Raw genomic sequence first — 15,826 nt, 5'->3', positions numbered from 1 at the left:
CCATGAATATCGATTCGCGTATCAAGTTCCGTCACCTGGTGTGTTTCCTCGAAGTGGCCCGGCAGGGCAGCCTGGCTCGGGCGGCGGACGCCCTGGCGGTAAGCCAGCCGGCCATCTCGAAGACGCTCAAGGAGCTGGAGGACCTGCTCGAGGCCAGCCTGTTCGAGCGCGGCAAGAGCGGCGCCAGCCTGACCGAGGCCGGCGTGGCCTTCCTGCGCTACGCCGGCCCTTGCGTGCAGGCGTTGCGCGACGGGGTGAACAGCCTGCGCGGCGGCGAGTACGCCTCCAGCACCGTGCGCCTTGGCGTGCTCTCCACCGTGGAAAGCCTGCTGATGCCGGAGACGGTGCGGCGCCTGCACGAGCGCCACCCGGCGCTGGTGGTCAGCGTGGTGACCGGGCCGAGCGCGCACCTGCTCTCGCAACTGCGGGTGGGCGAGCTGGACCTGGTGGTCGGCCGCATGACCGAAAGCCCGCAGATCCAGGGTCTTGCCTTCGAACACCTGTACAGCGAATCCATGACCCTGGTGGCCCGCGCCGGGCACCCGCTGCTGGGTCGCCCGCTGCCGCCCTCGGCGCTGGACGACTGGCCGCTGGTGCTGCCGTTGGCCGGCACCACCATCCGCAAGTCCGCCGACAGCCTGCTGGTGCAGAGCGGCCTCGGCCAGCCGCGTCGTCGACTGGAAACCCTGTCCACGGTACTCAGCCGCCGTTATGTATTGACCAGCGACGCGCTGTGGATCGCCCCGCTGGATTCGGTGCGCCTGGACCTGCGTTCCGGGGAGATGGTCGAACTGCCGTTGGACGTACAGGAACCGGGCGGTTCAGTAGGGGTTTGCAGCAACTCGACGCTGCCGCTTTCGCTCGGTGCGCACTGGTGCCTGGAGGTGCTGCGCGAGGTCGGGGAAGCGTACCGCGAGGGTGCTTATCCATAACTGAATGGTTATGGATTGTGGGCATCTTTTCAGTTTTCGGCGTCGGGCTTGCGGGCGACACTCCGTCGCACTGCCTGATGCAACAGGCTCCTATAAATCCAACAAGAGGAGACCGACATGTCCGACGCGGAGAACAGCCGCTTCGTCATTCGTGACCGAAACTGGCACCCCAAAGCCCTCACCCCCGACTACAAGACCTCCATCGCCCGTTCCCCGCGCCAGGCGCTGGTGAGCATTCCGCAATCGGTCTCCGAAACCAGCGGCCCGGATTTCTCGCACCTCAAGATGGGCGAGCACGACAACGACCTGCTGCTCAACTTCAACAACGGTGGCCTGCCCATCGGCGAGCGCATCATCGTTTCCGGCCGGGTCATGGACCAGTACGGCAAGCCCGTGCCGCACACCCTGGTGGAGATGTGGCAGGCCAACGCCGGCGGCCGCTACCGGCACAAGAACGACCGCTACCTGGCGCCGCTGGACCCGAACTTCGGCGGTGTCGGCCGTGCGCTGACCGACAGCGAAGGGCGCTACGTCTTCCGCACCATCAAGCCCGGCCCGTACCCATGGCGCAACGGCCCGAACGACTGGCGCCCGGCGCACATCCACTTCTCCATCAGCGGTCCGTCGATCTCCACGCGGCTGATCACCCAGTTGTACTTCGAGGGTGACCCGTTGATCCCGATGTGCCCCATCGTCAAATCCATCGCCAACCCGGACGCGGTGGAGTCGCTGATCGCGAAGCTCGACATGAGCAACGCCAACCCCATGGACTGCCTGGCCTACCGCTTCGACATCGTGCTGCGCGGCCAACGCAAGACCCATTTCGAGAACCAGTGAGGAGGACCGACCATGCCTATCGAACTGCTGCCGGAAACCCCCTCGCAGACCGCCGGCCCCTACGTACACATCGGCCTGGCGCTGGCCGCTGCCGGCAACCCGGCCCGTGACCAGGAAATCTGGAGCGAGATGGCCAAGCCCGGCGCGCCCGGCGAACACATCCTGCTGATCGGTAACGTGTACGACGGCAACGGCCACCTGATCCGCGACTCCTTCCTGGAGCTGTGGCAGGCGAATCACGAAGGTGTGTATGACGCTGCCTACGATCAGGAGAAGCCCTTCAACGGCTTCGGACGCACGGCAACGACCTTCGATGCCGGCGAGTGGCAGGTGCAGACCATCAAGCCCGGAGTGGTGAAAAACGCCGCCGGTGTGCCCATGGCGCCGCACATCAACCTGTCGCTGTTCGCTCGTGGCATCAACATCCACCTGCAGACCCGCCTGTACTTCGAGGACGAGGCGCAGGCGAACGCGGTGGACCCGGTGCTGAACCTGATCGAGCAGCCCGAACGTCGGCAAACCCTCATCGCAAAGCGTTGCGAGGTGGACGGGAAGCTCGCTTACCGGTTTGATATCCGCGTCCAGGGAAATGCGGAAACGGTGTTCTTTGACTTCTGATACACGACTACAGGAAACATCCGCCGAGCCGGTCGCCGACCGTGTCCGGCGGCACTTCGCTGCCGCGCTCGATGAGCGCGGCTACCGGGCCGACGATGCGCAGATGGCGGCGGTGGACCACCTCGCCATCTGGCTCGACGACTTCCTTGCCGGTCGCCATGGCTTCCTGCGCAAGCCGGTGGCGGGCGTCTACCTGTGGGGCGGGGTGGGGCGCGGCAAGAGCTTCGTCATGGACCAGTTCTTCGCCGCCGCACCGACCCAGGCCAAGCGCCGCGTGCACTTCCATGCGTTCCTGCAGGAACTGCAGGTGCGCATGCTGGCGATCACCGGGCAGTCCGACCCGCTGGTGCGCGTGGCCCGCGCCATCGCCGAAGAAACCCGGTTGCTGTGCTTCGACGAATTCCATGTGCATGACATCGGCGACGCCATGCTCCTGGGGCGGATGCTGAAGGTATTGGTGGACGAGGGCGTAGGCCTGGTCTGTACGTCCAACTACGAGCCGGAAAATCTCTGTCCGAATCCGCTGTACCGCGAGCGCTTCCGCCCGGCCATCGAGCTGATCGAAAAGCGCTTCGACGTGATTTCGGTGGATGCCGGGCAGGACTACCGCGAGCACAGTACGTCGCTGGAAGAGTGGGGCAGCTTTTTCTGGCCGGCACGTGCCGATGACCTCCAATTGATCGGTTCCAGGCTGGGGCTGGCAGCGGACGCGAAGTTCGACGAGGTGCTCAGCGTCAACCACCACCCGCTGAAGGTACACGCCCACGACGATCATTGTGCGTGGATGGATTTCAGCGAGATGTTCGAACGTCCGCGCTCGGCCAACGATTACCTGTGGCTGATCGAACACTACCCGCGCATGGCGGTGAGCGGTCTCGGTCCGCTGGCGGACTACCCGCCGGACGTGAGCATGCGCTTCCTCAACTTCATCGACATCGCCTACGACCGGCAGCTGAAGCTGCAGCTGTTCGCCAGAGTATCGCTGGAGGAGCTGGCGGCAGGCGGCGCAGCACTGGATTTCTCGCGCACGCTGAGCCGGCTGCGGCAGCTTAAGCTGGAGCCGCTGTAGCCGCGCTGTTTCAGCGAAGGACGGATTCAACCTGTAGGAGCGGGCCATGCCCGCGATCGCGAGCATGGCTCGCTCCTACAGGGTGCGTGCCAACGATCAGGCTGGGCGGGGGAGTGGTGAAGAGCCAGGAGCGGCGGCGCACGTGGCGCGCGTCCTGCTGTTCGCGAGCAAGCTCGCTCCTACGAAGAGCGCGCACGGACCTGTAGGAGCGAGCTTGCTCGCGAACCAACCCCTACACCAAGTGCCAACGGGAAGCCATCGCGGACGGAGTCCGCTCCTACGCTCAGGCGAAGGAGGGGCATTTCCGGGTGGGGAGAAGCTCTGTTCGATAATCGATCACTCGTATTGCGATAATCGCCCGCGCGTGTCGATAATCGCCCGGCATTCGCCTGCCAGGACAACAACAATGACCGACGCTCCCCGTGCCAGCCTGCCGCCCCTCGCGCCGCCGATCATCGCTTCGCCCGCCAAGCGCATCGAGGCCTTCACCGGCGACCCGAATTTCATGACCTCGCTGGCCCGTGGCCTGGCGGTGATCCATGCGTTCCAGGAGCGCAAGCGCCACCTGACCATCGCGCAGATCAGCCACCGTACCGAGATTCCCCGCGCCGCCGTGCGCCGTTGCCTGCACACGCTGATGAAGCTCGGCTATGTCACCTCCGACGGCCGCACCTATTCGCTGCTGCCCAAGGTGCTGACCCTCGGTCACGCCTACCTGTCTTCGACGCCGCTGGCGGTCACTGCCCAGCCGATCCTCGACCGTCTCAGCGAGCAGTTGCACGAGGCCTGCTCCATGGCCACGCTCGAAGGCGACGAGATTCTCTACATCGCCCGCTCGGCCACGCCGCAGCGCCTGATCTCGGTGGACCTGAGCGTCGGCAGCCGCCTGCCGGCCTACTGCACGTCCATGGGCCGCATCCTGCTTGCCGGGCTGAACGACGATGCGCTGGAGGATTACCTGGCCCACGCCGACCTGCAGGTGAAGACCAGCCGCACCGTACATACCCCGGAAATGCTCCGTGCGAGCATCGCCGAGATCCGCCAGCAGGGCTGGGTGATCATCGACCAGGAACTGGAGGTCGGCCTGCGCTCCATCGCCGTGCCGCTGAAGGATTCCGCCGGCCAGGTACTGGCCGCGCTGAACGTCGGCACCCACGCCGGCCGCGTCTCCCGCCAGGAACTGGAAACGCGCTTCCTGCCGGTGCTGCTGGAAGCCAGCCGCGAGCTGGGCACGCGGCTGTTCCATTGAGTGTGAGGGAGGTCGGGCGTCTTTCGCCGGCCTTCGGCATTCCCTGTTCGCTAACCGCCCACAGGCGCGATTATCGAATTGAACGGCTGAACGTCTCTTCGTACTGTTGAGCGACCCGTCCAGCCGGACGGGCAATAACAACAATGAGCGTCAGCCATGGCCCTTGTGTGCCTGCTTCATCCGCCGGTCCGTGCGTCCACCGGCTCGCGCCTCATTCCTGTCCAGCTTGCGGGAGTGCAGGGCGATCCAGCCGGCCTTCCCGCGACGACGCCTTCGCAGGAAGTCTTCGCATGACCAGCTCCGCCCACGTGCCCGCTGCCGGCACCCTCGACGTCCAGTCCTTCATCAACGCCCAGCCGCTGTCGCTGTACCAGTGCCGCATCGTGCTGCTGTGCTTCCTCATCGTTTTCCTCGACGGCCTGGATACCGCCGCCATGGGCTTCATCGCCCCGGCGCTGACCCAGGACTGGGGCATCGACCGCGCCAGCCTCGGCCCGGTGATGAGCGCCGCGCTGATTGGCATGGTGTTCGGCGCCCTGGGCTCCGGCCCATTGGCCGACCGCTTCGGGCGCAAGGGCGTGCTGGTGGTGGCGGTGTTCCTCTTCGGCCTGTTCAGCCTGATCTCGGCCTACAGCAGCAACCTTGAGCAATTGATGGCGCTGCGCCTGCTGACCGGCATCGGCCTCGGCGCGGCGATGCCCAACGCCACCACGCTGCTCTCGGAGTACACCCCCGAGCGCCTCAAGTCGCTGCTGGTGACCAGCATGTTCTGCGGCTTCAACCTGGGCATGGCGTCGGGCGGCTTCGTCTCCGCCAAGCTGATCCCGGCCTACGGCTGGCATAGCCTGCTGCTGCTCGGCGGCGTGCTGCCGCTGGTGCTGGCGGTGGTGCTGCTGGTGTGGCTGCCGGAGTCGGCGCGCTTCCTGGTGGTGCGCAATCGCGGGGCGGACAAGGTCAAGCGCGCCCTGGCGCCCATCGCGCCGGCCGAGGTGGTTGCCGCCCGTGACTTCAGCGTGCCCGAGCAGAAGACGGTGCAGAGCCGCAACGTGTTCAGGGTGATCTTCTCCGGCACCTACAGCGCCGGAACCCTGCTGCTGTGGCTGACCTACTTCATGGGCCTGGTGATCGTCTACCTGCTCACCAGCTGGTTGCCGACGCTGATGCGCGACGCCGGCGCGAGCATGGAACAGGCTGCCTTCATCGGTGCGCTGTTCCAGCTCGGCGGGGTGCTCAGTTCGGTGGCGGTCGGTTGGGCCATGGACCGCTTCAATCCGCACAGGGTCATCGGCATCTTCTACTGCCTGGCCGGGGTGTTCGCCTATTGCGTGGGGCAGAGCCTGGGCACCGTCACGCTGCTGGCGACCCTGGTGCTGGCGGCCGGCATGTGCGTGAACGGCGCGCAGTCGGCCATGCCGTCGCTGGCAGCACGCTTCTATCCCACTCAGGGTCGTGCGACGGGGGTTTCCTGGATGCTTGGCATTGGTCGTTTCGGCGCCATCCTCGGTGCCTGGATCGGCGCCACGCTGCTGGGCCTGGGCTGGAACTTCGAGCAGGTGCTGACCGCGCTGATGGTGCCCGCCGCCATCGCCACCGCCGCGGTGCTGATCAAGGGGCTGGTGAGCCACGCCGACGCGACCTGACGGACGCGTCTGAAAGGGGCCGCGATGCAAGGTCGTGGCCCTTCCGCCGGCGAACGTTTCCTACGCTGCAGAGCTCGACGCAATGTCGGTTGTTCTGGCGTCAATAGGATGAACGGTCTCTGGGTGGGAGTGAACGGTCGAAAAATCGCCCCGTTTCGCTGAAATAGATTCAACTCCCTGAAGAAATTGCTGTCGGACCAATAGCCAATCTTTGTCCTGGCACCCCAAAAGGGGGGCTCCACACGGGGCCCGGCCACCTGACCATCGTTGGAAAAGTCCATGGTTCTTCATGCAGTTGGATGCTCATTTTCCCGCCTGAAATCGCGGCGGGGCCCCGGACGCCAGGAAGGCTTCTCCCTGGTGGAAATGATGGTGGTTGTCGCGCTGCTGGCGATCTTCGCTGGCGTGGCCCTGCCGGGTTTTCGCTACCTGATCGAATCCAGCCGGGTGCAGAGCGGCGCCTCGACGCTTTTCCGGCTGTTCCAGGCCTCCCGCGCCGATGCGGTGAATACCCGCCAGACCCTCACGCTCTGCCCCAGCAGTGGAAACCTGCAGTGGGTGGTGGTGCGCGCCAGCACCTGTGGTTCGATCACCTCCACCTCGGTGAGCCAGCGCCTGGACCTGCCGAGCAGCCTCAGCGTGAGCAGCACCATCAGCAACCTCTCGTTCAAGCCTGATGGCAGCGCCGCGGCAGCTGACCTGGACATCTCCAGCAGCGGTACCAGCAAGGCATTCAGCATCAAGGTGGCCGCTTCGGGTTACATCAGCCTGCAGGGAGCGACCGGGCAATGAAACGGAACATGGCGAGCCGGAGCATGGCCGGTTTCAGCCTGGTGGAGGTGATGGTGGCCCTGCTGGTCACCTGCTTCGGCGTGCTCGGCATGCTGGCGATGCAGGGGCGAACCATCGCCTATGCCCAGGACACCATTCTGCGCAGCAACGCGGCGGAGCTGGCGGACGAGTTGATGGAGATGATGCGCACCGATATCTACTCCACCCAGGACGGCAGCGCGGCCCAGGTGGTGCCACCGACCAGTTGGGGCTACTACAAGGCTGCCAGCGCGTCATTTCCCACCGCTCCCAGCAGTTGCGCCTCACTGGCTTCGCTGACTGCCAGCCAGCGCCTGGCCTGCTGGTCGCAGCGGGTTAATCAGGCGCTGCCGGGCGCTTCCGGCCTGGCCAGCGAATTCTATGTCTGCCGCACCAATGGCAGCAGCAAGTGCAGCAACAGCGGGTCAGCCATCGAGATCCAGCTGGCCTGGCGGGTGAAGGCCGGCGAATGCCTGGACGCCAACGCCACCGGCGACAACACCATCTGCCGTTACGTGCTGCGGGAGGAACCCTAGGATGCGCAGGTCAGGCGTGCGTGCCCAGGCTGGGGTGACGCTCATCGAGCTGATGATCTCCATGGGCCTGAGCCTGTTCCTGATCCTGGGCATCACCCAGATGTTCCTCGACGGGCAGAACCGTTCGCGCTACTTCGATGGCCAGGCGCAGAACCAGGACAGCGCGCGCTACGCCCAGCAAATGCTTGATGGGCGCCTGTCGAAAGCCGGTTACCGGCGCCTGCCGTCCTCGCGCATGACCGCCGCGTTTCCCGCGCAGACCAGCAATGGCTGCGTCTTCGCAGCCGGCCAGGCGCTGGTGCGGGTGGATGCCAACACCGTCTGCCTGCGCTACCAGCCGCGCGACACCACTGACGTCGATTGCACCGGCGCATCGCTGGCCGGCCGCGCCGGGGTCAACAAGCCCTACAGCAACTACAGCCCGAGCAACAACGTGGTCGAGAAACTCACCCTGAGCAACGGCCAACTGGCCTGCAACGGCAGCGCTCTGGTGGAGAACGTGGTGGCGCTGCGCTTCGATTTCGGGGTGGACAGCGAGAGCGACGAATTCGATCGCCAGGTGGCGCAGTACGTCGCCACGCCGGCGGCTGGTCAGACAGTGCGCAGTCTGCGTTACGCGTTGCTGCTGGCCAGCAGCAGCTCGGTGAGCGGCGGCTTGGCTGCCACCACCTGCCAGCGCTGGCAGGACCTCTACGGCAGCAAGGCCTGCACCGATGGCGACGGGCCCGTGCGGCGCATCGTCAGCGGCACCAGCATGTTGAGGAACCTGATGCCATGAAACGACTGTCTTCCCGCCGGCAGCGTGGCGCGGTGTTGTTCGTCGCGCTGGTGATGTTGCTGCTGATCACCCTGGCTGCCGTCAGCGGCATGCGCGGCATGCAGCTGGAAGGGCGGATGACCGGCAATCGCCTGGAGCAGCAACGGCTGATGAGCGCGGCCGAGTCCGCGCTGCGCGAAGGAGAAGGGCGCCTGCGCAAGAGTACCCGCGCACTGGACAACTGCACGGCGGGCACCTCGCCGTGCTTCACCGCAGCGGCGACCAACTACAGCACCGACTTCAGCAAGTCCAACCTGTACTCCGGCATGGAAGGCGGCACCAGCCTGCTGCGCAGTGCGCGCTGGTACCTGCGCTACATCTCCAACAACTGCAAGGGCGGCGCGGGAGGCAGCGCGAATTCCTACCTGTCGAAGGGGCAGGTGGGGTGCACCTACTACTACGAGGTCAACTCCCAGGCCTACAAGGGCACGGCCACCAGCAAGGCCTGCGGTGCCGACGCGCTGTGCCTGCGCTCGACCTTCGGGCTGGTGATCCAGTGAATTTTTCCGGTCGTACAAGGATGCCGACACCATGAAGTCGTTGCGTGCGACGCTGTTCCTGCTGCTGTCCTGCCTGGCGGGTGGCCAGGCCTGGGGCGCGTCCCTGGCGCAGACGCCACTGTTCGTCAGCAACATCGCGCCGCCGATGAACATGCTGGTGGTGGGCCGCGACCAGAAGCTCTACTTCCCGGCCTACAACGACGCCTCCGACATCGACGGCGATGGCCAGCTGGACACCTACTACAAGCCCAGCATCGATTACACCGGCTACTTCGATTCCTATAAGTGCTACGTCTACGACGTCCTGAGCGGCACCTTCGCGCCGTCCAGCACCACCAGCACGAAGAAGTGCACCAGCGCCATCGGCCGCTGGAGCGGCGACTACCTGAACTACCTCACCATGTCGCGCCAGGATGTGCTGCGCAAGGTGCTCTACGGCGGCTACCGCTCTACCGACAGCGCCTTCTCCACGGTGCTCGAGCGCGCCTTCATCCCCAACGACGCGCACAGCTGGGGCAAGGAGTACCTGAGCGTCGCCCGCGACGGTTACAGCCTGGCGGACTACACCCCGATCCCGGTGCCGACCAACGGCAAGTACGTGCTCTTCGCCAACACCTCGATCGGCTCCAGCACGCTGGGCTCGTACAACAGCAGCGCCACGCCGCGGCTGCGGATCATCACCAGCCTGCAGCAGGCGCTGCTGGGCACTTACCGGATCTGGGGCTGGGTGTCGCGCGAGTCGGCCCAGGGCACCAACACCGTCACCAGCACCACCAACAGCGACACCACCATCATCCCCGCGTACGACCTCAACGTCCGGGTGCAGGTGTGCGTGGCCGGCCTGCTGGAAAGCAACTGCGCCCAGTACGGCAACCTCTACAAACCTACCGGTGTGCTCCACGACTACGGCGCCTCGGACAAGATGTACTTCGGCCTGGTCACCGGCACCTACGCCAACAACCTGCGCGGTGGCGTGGTGCGCAAGGCGGCGGCGTCCTTCAGCAACGAATACAACAGCTCCACCGGGCGCTTTCTGACCGACTCCACCACCGGCACCGGCTGCCTCAACGGCCGCTGCTACGTGAACAACAGCGGCATAGTCGCCAATCTCGACCGCCTGGTGTTTTCCGCCGGCTGCACTGACTCCAGCGGCTACAACCTCAATCCGCTGACCAACGGCAAGTGCGTCGACTGGGGCAACCCGCTCGGCGAGATGGCCTACGAGACGCTGCGCTACTACGCCGGCAAGGCGCCGACCGCGGCTTACGCGGCCGGCACAGCCGACACCAACCTGGGCCTCTCCAGCCTGACCAGCTGGGCCAACCCCTACAGCACCTACCCGTCCTGCACCCGGCCGTTCATGACGCTGATGAGCGACGTCAACCCGAGCTACGACTCGGATGTGCCGGGCAGCTCCCTGGGCACCGACAGCCAGCCGACCAACGACATCAGCTTCAACTTCGCCAGCATCGGCGCCACCCTGTGGAGCCGCGAGGTCGGCGGCAGTGCCTCGGTGAACGTCGGCCAGTCCGGCGGCACCAATGACTCGGCGCCCACCGCCAAGACCGCCAGCAGCTTCGCCACCATTCGCGGGCTTGCCGAGGAGCCCACGCGCCAGGGCAGCTACGCGACCTCGGCCGTGTCTTTCTTCGGCAGCCAGAACGCGCTCACCACCGCGGGTTCGAACCGGGTGCAGAGCTTCTCCATCGCCCAGTCCTCGACCCTGCCCAACATCCGCATCAAGACCAGCAAGGGGACGCTGCGCCTGGTGCCGTTCAGCATGAACGTCAGCCAGAGCGTGGTCAGCCAGATCACCGGCTTCTACATCGACACATTGACCCGCGACAGCGCCGGCAACCTCACCTCCATCACCTTCCGCGTGGTCTACGACGACTCCGCACAGGGCCGTGACTACGACATGGACGCCATCGTGCTCTACACGGTGACGGCCAGGAGCGACGGTACCGTGGACGTGACCAGCCAGACCGAATACTCGGTGGCCGGCGATGAATCGCACATGGGCTACACCATGGCCGGCACCACCAAGGATGGCGTGTACCTGGAGGTCACCGGCGGTGGCAGCGGCAGCTCGCGTTTCCGGCTCGACACTCCGGATGGCCGTTCCCCCGGCGACTGCTCGTCGATCACCTGCGCGCTGTTGCCTGGCCTGAGCGGCAGCAGCGGGGCGCTCAGCGGCAACCGGCCGGCCTACCACACGCGCAATTTCACGCCGTCGGCCACTACCGCCGTGACCAGCCTGCAGGACCCCATGTGGTACGCCGCCAAGTACGGCAAGACCGACCTCACCAATTGGGACCGCGACGGCGATGGCGTGCCGGACAACTACTTCCTGGTCAGCAACCCCAGCAAACTCGCCTCCCAGCTCAAGTCGGCCTTCGACGACATCCTCCAGCTCAATACGTCGGTCGCCGCCGTGGCGGTCGACTCCCAGTCGCTGGACAGTGGCAGCTACACCTACGGCACCAGCTTCGTCACCGGCGACTGGACCGGCGACCTGCTGAAGAAGCAGCGAACCATGACCACCAGCAGCTCCGGCGCCGTCACCACGACCACAACCACGCTGTGGCGGGCGTCGGCGCAACTGGGCACACCCAGCGCGCGCAACATCCTGTTCGCCAAGAGCGGAGCGCTCACCGCCTTCAACTGGAGCAACCTGACCGCCGCCCAGCAGACCCAGCTCAACCGCACCGTCGCCGGAGTGGTGGATACCCAGGGGCAGGCACGGGTCGGATTCCTGCGCGGCGAGAACAACACCTTCCGCACCCGCACGACGCTACTCGGCGACATGATCAATTCGGCACCGGTGCTGGTCAGCGGCTCCGACTATCTGTCCTCGCGCGCCGACGCCCTGGAGGGCAGCACCACCTATGCGGCGTTCGCCACCGCGCTGGCGGCGAAGCCCTCGGTGGTCTATGTCGGCGCCAACGACGGCATGCTGCATGCCTTCAACGCGACCACCGGCGCCGAGATCTTCGCCTTCATCCCCAGCGCGGTGATCCCCAACCTGAACGCCCTCACCGCGCCGGACTACGGCAAGCAGCAAGGCACCGAGCATCGCTTTTTCGTCGACGGCACGCCCGTGGTGTCCGACGTCTACTACGGCTCGGCCTGGCACAAGGTCCTGCTGGGCAGCCTTGGCGCCGGCGGCCGCGAGGTGTTCGCCCTTGACGTCACCGACCCTGCCGCGCCCAGGCTGCTCTGGGAGTTCACCAGCGACAACGACAGCAGCCTCGGCTACACGGCGGCGCGTCCTTCCATTGCGCGCCTGCACAACGGCAAGTGGGTGGCACTGGTGCCCAATGGCTACGACATCGGCAGCAGCACTGCGTCGCTGCTGATCATCGACATCCAGACCGGTGCGTTGCTGAAGAAGATCACCGCCACGCCGAGCCTGACCGCCGCCGAGACCGCCTCTCTGGATGCCCTCAACAACGGCCTGTCGCGACTGTTCGTGGCGGACACCAACAATGACGGCATCGCCGACTATGCCTACGGCGGCGACCTGCTGGGCAACCTCTGGCGTTTCGACCTGATCGACACCAGCGGGGGCGACCCGCTCAACAGCACGGCCTCGGAGGCGCGATACGCCGTTTCCTTCGGCGGCAACCCGCTGTACGTTGCGCGCAATGCCAGCGGTACGCGCCAACCGATCACCACCGCGCCGTCGCTGGTCGATCACCCCAGCGGCACCGGCTACATCGTCGCCTTCGGCACGGGCCGCTATCTGCTCACCGCCGACAAGACCTCCACGGCGCAACAGAGTGTCTACGGCATCTGGGACCGCAAGATCGCCGGCGAGGCCACCACCTCCTCACTGACGGCGGCGCGCACGCGCAGCAACCTGCAGGCACAGACGCTCAGCACGGGGACCTTCAACAGCACCTCGACCTACACCCTGAGCAACAACGAAGTGGCGTGGTATGACACCTCTGGCAACACCGCCGATGCCAACGTCAACAAATGGGGCTGGTACTTCGACTTCCCGGTGGCCGGCGAGCGGCAGATCTACGACATGACGCTCTACGGCTCCGCCCTCATCTTCAGCAGCTCCACGCCGCAGACCGGCACCTGCGCCGCCGGCCTCTCCGGCACCCGCTACGCCATCGATCCCGAGCGCGGCGGGCTGACGCCGTACAACGTCTTCGACCTGAACAACGACGGCAGCTTCGATGCGCTCTCGGCGTTCATCACCGGCGGTGGCGATATCACCGTCTCCGGTGGCTACACCTACACCGGCGGCGAGGGCGGCGGCACCAACCTGCTGCCGGACGCCATCCGCACCAACTCCGGCACCGTGAGCGGCCGGCGTACCTGGCAGATCCAGCCAGCCAACTGACAGGGAGAAAGCATGAATCAACGTCGGCAGGAGAGGGGGTTCACCCTGATCGAACTGATGGTCACGGTGGCGATAGTGGCGATCCTCGCCGCCATCGCCTTCCCCAGCTACCAGCGTTACGTGCTGCGCGGCCACCGGGTCGAAGCCCAGGCCGTGCTCAGCGAGGCGGCGGCCCGGCAGGAGCGCTACTACTCGCAGAACAATGCCTACGCCAGCACTGCCGCCGCGCTGAACATGACCAGCAATGTCAACGCTCTGCAGTACTACAGCCTGGCCATTTCCAACATCACCGCCACCACCTACACGCTCACCGCCACCGCCACGGGCTCCCAGGCCAAGGATACGCCGTGCCTGAGCCTGAGCCTCGACCAGGCCGGCACTCGCAGCAATACCGGCACCGGAACCGGCACCACCTGCTGGCAATGAGTGGGCGACGAAAGCGTGCGATTGGCGAACACTGCGCCACAGGTCGAATTGCGCCGGCCGGTACCGGCCCCTAGGGTGAAGCGGATTCGTGGGCCTGCCTTGCACCTGGATTACCCGCGCGACCGTCCATCCCGGCCGATGCCCGTATTCCGGACCACGGCATAGACTGGGCGCACGAGCCGCGACGAAGAGCGCGGCCAACCACAAGAGTGAGTGCCTGTATGCAAAGCCTGCTGAGCGAGCGCAGCCGCGTGTTCGAGCGTGCCGATCCCTATGCGGTGTCCGGCTACGTCAACCAGCATGTGGGCACCCACGACCTGCGCCTGCCGGCCCACGGCCATCCCCAGGCCAGCCTCAATCACCGGCGTTTTGCCAGCCTCGACCTGTGCCGCATCAGCTATGGCGGCGCGGTGCGCGTCACCTCGCCGGCGCTGGAGAGCATCTTCCACCTGCAGATCCTCCTCAGCGGCCACTGCCTGTGGCGCGGCCAGCGCCAGGAGCACTACCTGGCGCCGGGCGAGCTGCTGCTGATCAACCCGGACGACCCGGTCGACCTGACCTACTCGGACGACTGCGAGAAATTCATCCTGAAGATTCCGGTGACCCTGCTCGAAGCCGTCTGCGCCGAGCAGCGCTGGAACCACCCGCGCGCCGGTGTGCGCTTCACCGAGAACCGCTACCAGCTGGGCGATCTGGAAGGCTTCGTCAACCTGCTGTCGATGGTCTGCCAGGAGTCCGAAGCCGGCGAGCGCCTGGCGCGGGTCGACGAGCACTACCAGCAGATAGTCGCCAGCAAGCTGCTGACCCTGCTGAAGACCAACGTCAGCCGCGAACCCATCGCCGGTGCCAGCGCTTCCTTCGAACGCATCGAGGCGTACATCGAGGGCCACCTGCGCGAGGACATCGATGTCGAAGCGCTGGCGCGCCAGGCTTCAATGAGCCTGCGCTCGCTCTATGCGCTGTTCGAGCGGCATGCAGGCGCCACGCCGCGCCAGTACATCCGCCGCCTCAAGCTGGAGCGCATCCGCGCCTGCCTGAGCGACCCGGCCTGCCCGGTGCGCAACGTCACCGAGCTGGCGCTGGACTATGGCTTCCTGCACCTGGGGCGCTTCGCCGAAGGCTACCGCCAGCAGTTCGGCGAATTGCCCTCGGAGACGCTCAAGCGCCGCAGCTGATCTCTGCTGGCTCACGCCGACGTTATGCTTGAGCACCAACGTAGGATGGCGTGGAGCGCAGCGATACCCATCAATTCCGGCGCACCGACAGCATGGGTATCGCAAGCTCCACCCATCCTACTCAAGCGTTCGCCGGGGAAGGCGGCAGGGCACCAGGCCATTCCTGCGAAAGCCGATTGGTAGGGCGCATAACGCGCCAGCGTTATCCGCCGCGAGGTGGCCGGCGGATAACCCGTTCCGGGTTATGCGCCCTACGTGCTGCCGTTCCTCCGATTCCCCGCTTCGCTTGCCGGGGTGGGGCTGTACTGGGAAGAGGCGTGCGCAATTCCTGCGCAATCCCAGCGAGGTCGCGTCCATGAATCCCACCCCGTTCATTCTCTCGCCGGGAGCGCGCAGCCCGGCCCTCAATGTCGTCGGCATCCGCATCAACGTGCTGGTCGCCGACACCGACTCGGCGGCGCAGCGGATTACCTTTCAGGCAGGCGAGGAGGGTGCCGGGCCGCCGCCGCACACCCATGACTGGGACGAGTCCTTCTATGTGCTCCACGGCGAAGTCGTCTTCACGGTCGCCGAACGCACGGCCGCCTGCCAGGCCGGCACGTTGATCCACATTCCCGCCGGCACCTTGCATGGCTTCAACTTCGGCCCCGGCGGTGGCGAGATGCTCGAAATCACCGGCGCCCAGAGCCAGGCCATCGAGATGTTCCGCGCCCTGGATCGCGAGCTTGCGCCCGGCCCCGTGGACGTACCGAAGACCGTCGAAGTAGCCGCTGAATACGGCGTTATCTTCCACCTCTGAATCCCCGGCGGCCTGCTCGCGCGGGCCTTCGTTGCGGCTTCACGGCAACCCTGCAGAAAAC

14 protein-coding genes are annotated in these 15,826 nt (G+C 65.9%); all 14 read left to right on the top strand.

Features of this window, described 5'->3' with window-relative positions:
• The first annotated feature begins 2 nt into the window (after positions 1-2).
• Positions 3-932, top strand: a complete 930-nt coding sequence (gene pcaQ, locus IB255_RS22180) for a pca operon transcription factor PcaQ (protein WP_081516584.1) — start codon at positions 3-5, stop codon at positions 930-932.
• 117 nt (positions 933-1,049) lie between these two features.
• Positions 1,050-1,769, top strand: a complete 720-nt coding sequence (gene pcaH, locus IB255_RS22175) for a protocatechuate 3,4-dioxygenase subunit beta (RefSeq protein WP_081516585.1) — start codon at positions 1,050-1,052, stop codon at positions 1,767-1,769.
• A gap of 12 nt (positions 1,770-1,781) precedes the next feature.
• The gene (gene pcaG, locus IB255_RS22170) at positions 1,782-2,387 is read left to right on the top strand and encodes a protocatechuate 3,4-dioxygenase subunit alpha (RefSeq protein ID WP_081516586.1); all 606 of its coding nucleotides are present in this window, start codon (positions 1,782-1,784) and stop codon (positions 2,385-2,387) included.
• Positions 2,377-3,456 carry a cell division protein ZapE gene (gene zapE, locus IB255_RS22165; protein ID WP_192210878.1) on the top strand — a complete coding sequence of 360 codons (1,080 nt, stop codon included), beginning with the start codon at positions 2,377-2,379 and terminating at the stop codon, positions 3,454-3,456. Before pcaG ends, zapE begins: the two co-directional genes overlap by 11 nt.
• 406 nt (positions 3,457-3,862) lie before the next feature.
• Positions 3,863-4,705 carry an IclR family transcriptional regulator gene (locus tag IB255_RS22160; RefSeq protein WP_017519476.1) on the top strand — a complete coding sequence of 281 codons (843 nt, stop codon included), beginning with the start codon at positions 3,863-3,865 and terminating at the stop codon, positions 4,703-4,705.
• Between the two features lie 290 nt (positions 4,706-4,995).
• A complete protein-coding gene (locus IB255_RS22155; RefSeq protein ID WP_192210877.1) occupies positions 4,996-6,345 on the top strand; it encodes an MFS transporter in 1,350 nt (449 codons plus the stop codon).
• 279 nt (positions 6,346-6,624) lie between these two features.
• Positions 6,625-7,137 (top strand): GspH/FimT family pseudopilin, encoded by a 513-nt coding sequence (locus IB255_RS22150; protein WP_225594959.1) that lies wholly within the window; start codon positions 6,625-6,627, stop codon positions 7,135-7,137.
• A gap of 8 nt (positions 7,138-7,145) precedes the next feature.
• Complete coding sequence (gene pilV, locus IB255_RS22145) at positions 7,146-7,691, top strand: type IV pilus modification protein PilV (RefSeq protein WP_192210875.1); 546 nt, start codon at positions 7,146-7,148, stop codon at positions 7,689-7,691.
• Between the two features lies 1 nt (position 7,692).
• On the top strand, positions 7,693-8,469 hold the full coding sequence (locus tag IB255_RS22140; protein WP_192210874.1) for a PilW family protein: 777 nt from the start codon (positions 7,693-7,695) through the stop codon (positions 8,467-8,469).
• Positions 8,466-9,008, top strand: coding sequence for a PilX N-terminal domain-containing pilus assembly protein (locus IB255_RS22135; protein WP_081516592.1), 543 nt, complete (start codon positions 8,466-8,468; stop codon positions 9,006-9,008). The genes IB255_RS22140 and IB255_RS22135 overlap by 4 nt, the downstream gene beginning before the upstream one ends.
• A 31-nt stretch (positions 9,009-9,039) precedes the next feature.
• Positions 9,040-13,365: a pilus assembly protein gene (locus IB255_RS22130; RefSeq protein ID WP_192210873.1), complete on the top strand. Its 4,326-nt coding sequence runs from the start codon at positions 9,040-9,042 to the stop codon at positions 13,363-13,365.
• A 12-nt stretch (positions 13,366-13,377) separates the two neighbouring features.
• Positions 13,378-13,791, top strand: a complete 414-nt coding sequence (locus IB255_RS22125; protein WP_081516594.1) for a type IV pilin protein — start codon at positions 13,378-13,380, stop codon at positions 13,789-13,791.
• Between the two features lie 221 nt (positions 13,792-14,012).
• On the top strand, positions 14,013-14,966 hold the full coding sequence (locus IB255_RS22120) for an AraC family transcriptional regulator (protein WP_192210872.1): 954 nt from the start codon (positions 14,013-14,015) through the stop codon (positions 14,964-14,966).
• Positions 14,967-15,321: 355 nt separating this feature from the next.
• Positions 15,322-15,765 (top strand): cupin domain-containing protein, encoded by a 444-nt coding sequence (locus IB255_RS22115; RefSeq protein WP_192210871.1) that lies wholly within the window; start codon positions 15,322-15,324, stop codon positions 15,763-15,765.
• Positions 15,766-15,826: the final 61 nt, after the last annotated feature.

Origin of the sequence: Pseudomonas sp. PDM22 (assembly GCF_014851965.1) — a bacterium.
Classification (GTDB): Bacteria; Pseudomonadota; Gammaproteobacteria; order Pseudomonadales; family Pseudomonadaceae; genus Pseudomonas.
This window is presented reverse-complemented; position numbering and strand designations above follow the sequence as displayed.

Bases quoted from the DNA above. Each gene is read 5' to 3' on its own strand.
- pcaH (WP_081516585.1), top strand. From the start codon at position 1,050: ATGTCCGACGCGGAGAACAGCCGCTTCGTCATTCGTGACCGAAACTGG.
- IB255_RS22140 (WP_192210874.1), top strand. From the start codon at position 7,693: ATGCGCAGGTCAGGCGTGCGTGCCCAGGCTGGGGTGACGCTCATCGAG.
- IB255_RS22160 (WP_017519476.1), top strand. From the start codon at position 3,863: ATGACCGACGCTCCCCGTGCCAGCCTGCCGCCCCTCGCGCCGCCGATC.
- pcaQ (WP_081516584.1), top strand. From the start codon at position 3: ATGAATATCGATTCGCGTATCAAGTTCCGTCACCTGGTGTGTTTCCTC.
- pcaG (WP_081516586.1), top strand. From the start codon at position 1,782: ATGCCTATCGAACTGCTGCCGGAAACCCCCTCGCAGACCGCCGGCCCC.
- IB255_RS22115 (WP_192210871.1), top strand. From the start codon at position 15,322: ATGAATCCCACCCCGTTCATTCTCTCGCCGGGAGCGCGCAGCCCGGCC.
- IB255_RS22155 (WP_192210877.1), top strand. From the start codon at position 4,996: ATGACCAGCTCCGCCCACGTGCCCGCTGCCGGCACCCTCGACGTCCAG.
- pilV (WP_192210875.1), top strand. From the start codon at position 7,146: ATGGCGAGCCGGAGCATGGCCGGTTTCAGCCTGGTGGAGGTGATGGTG.
- IB255_RS22120 (WP_192210872.1), top strand. From the start codon at position 14,013: ATGCAAAGCCTGCTGAGCGAGCGCAGCCGCGTGTTCGAGCGTGCCGAT.
- IB255_RS22150 (WP_225594959.1), top strand. From the start codon at position 6,625: ATGGTTCTTCATGCAGTTGGATGCTCATTTTCCCGCCTGAAATCGCGG.
- IB255_RS22130 (WP_192210873.1), top strand. From the start codon at position 9,040: ATGAAGTCGTTGCGTGCGACGCTGTTCCTGCTGCTGTCCTGCCTGGCG.
- IB255_RS22125 (WP_081516594.1), top strand. From the start codon at position 13,378: ATGAATCAACGTCGGCAGGAGAGGGGGTTCACCCTGATCGAACTGATG.
- IB255_RS22135 (WP_081516592.1), top strand. From the start codon at position 8,466: ATGAAACGACTGTCTTCCCGCCGGCAGCGTGGCGCGGTGTTGTTCGTC.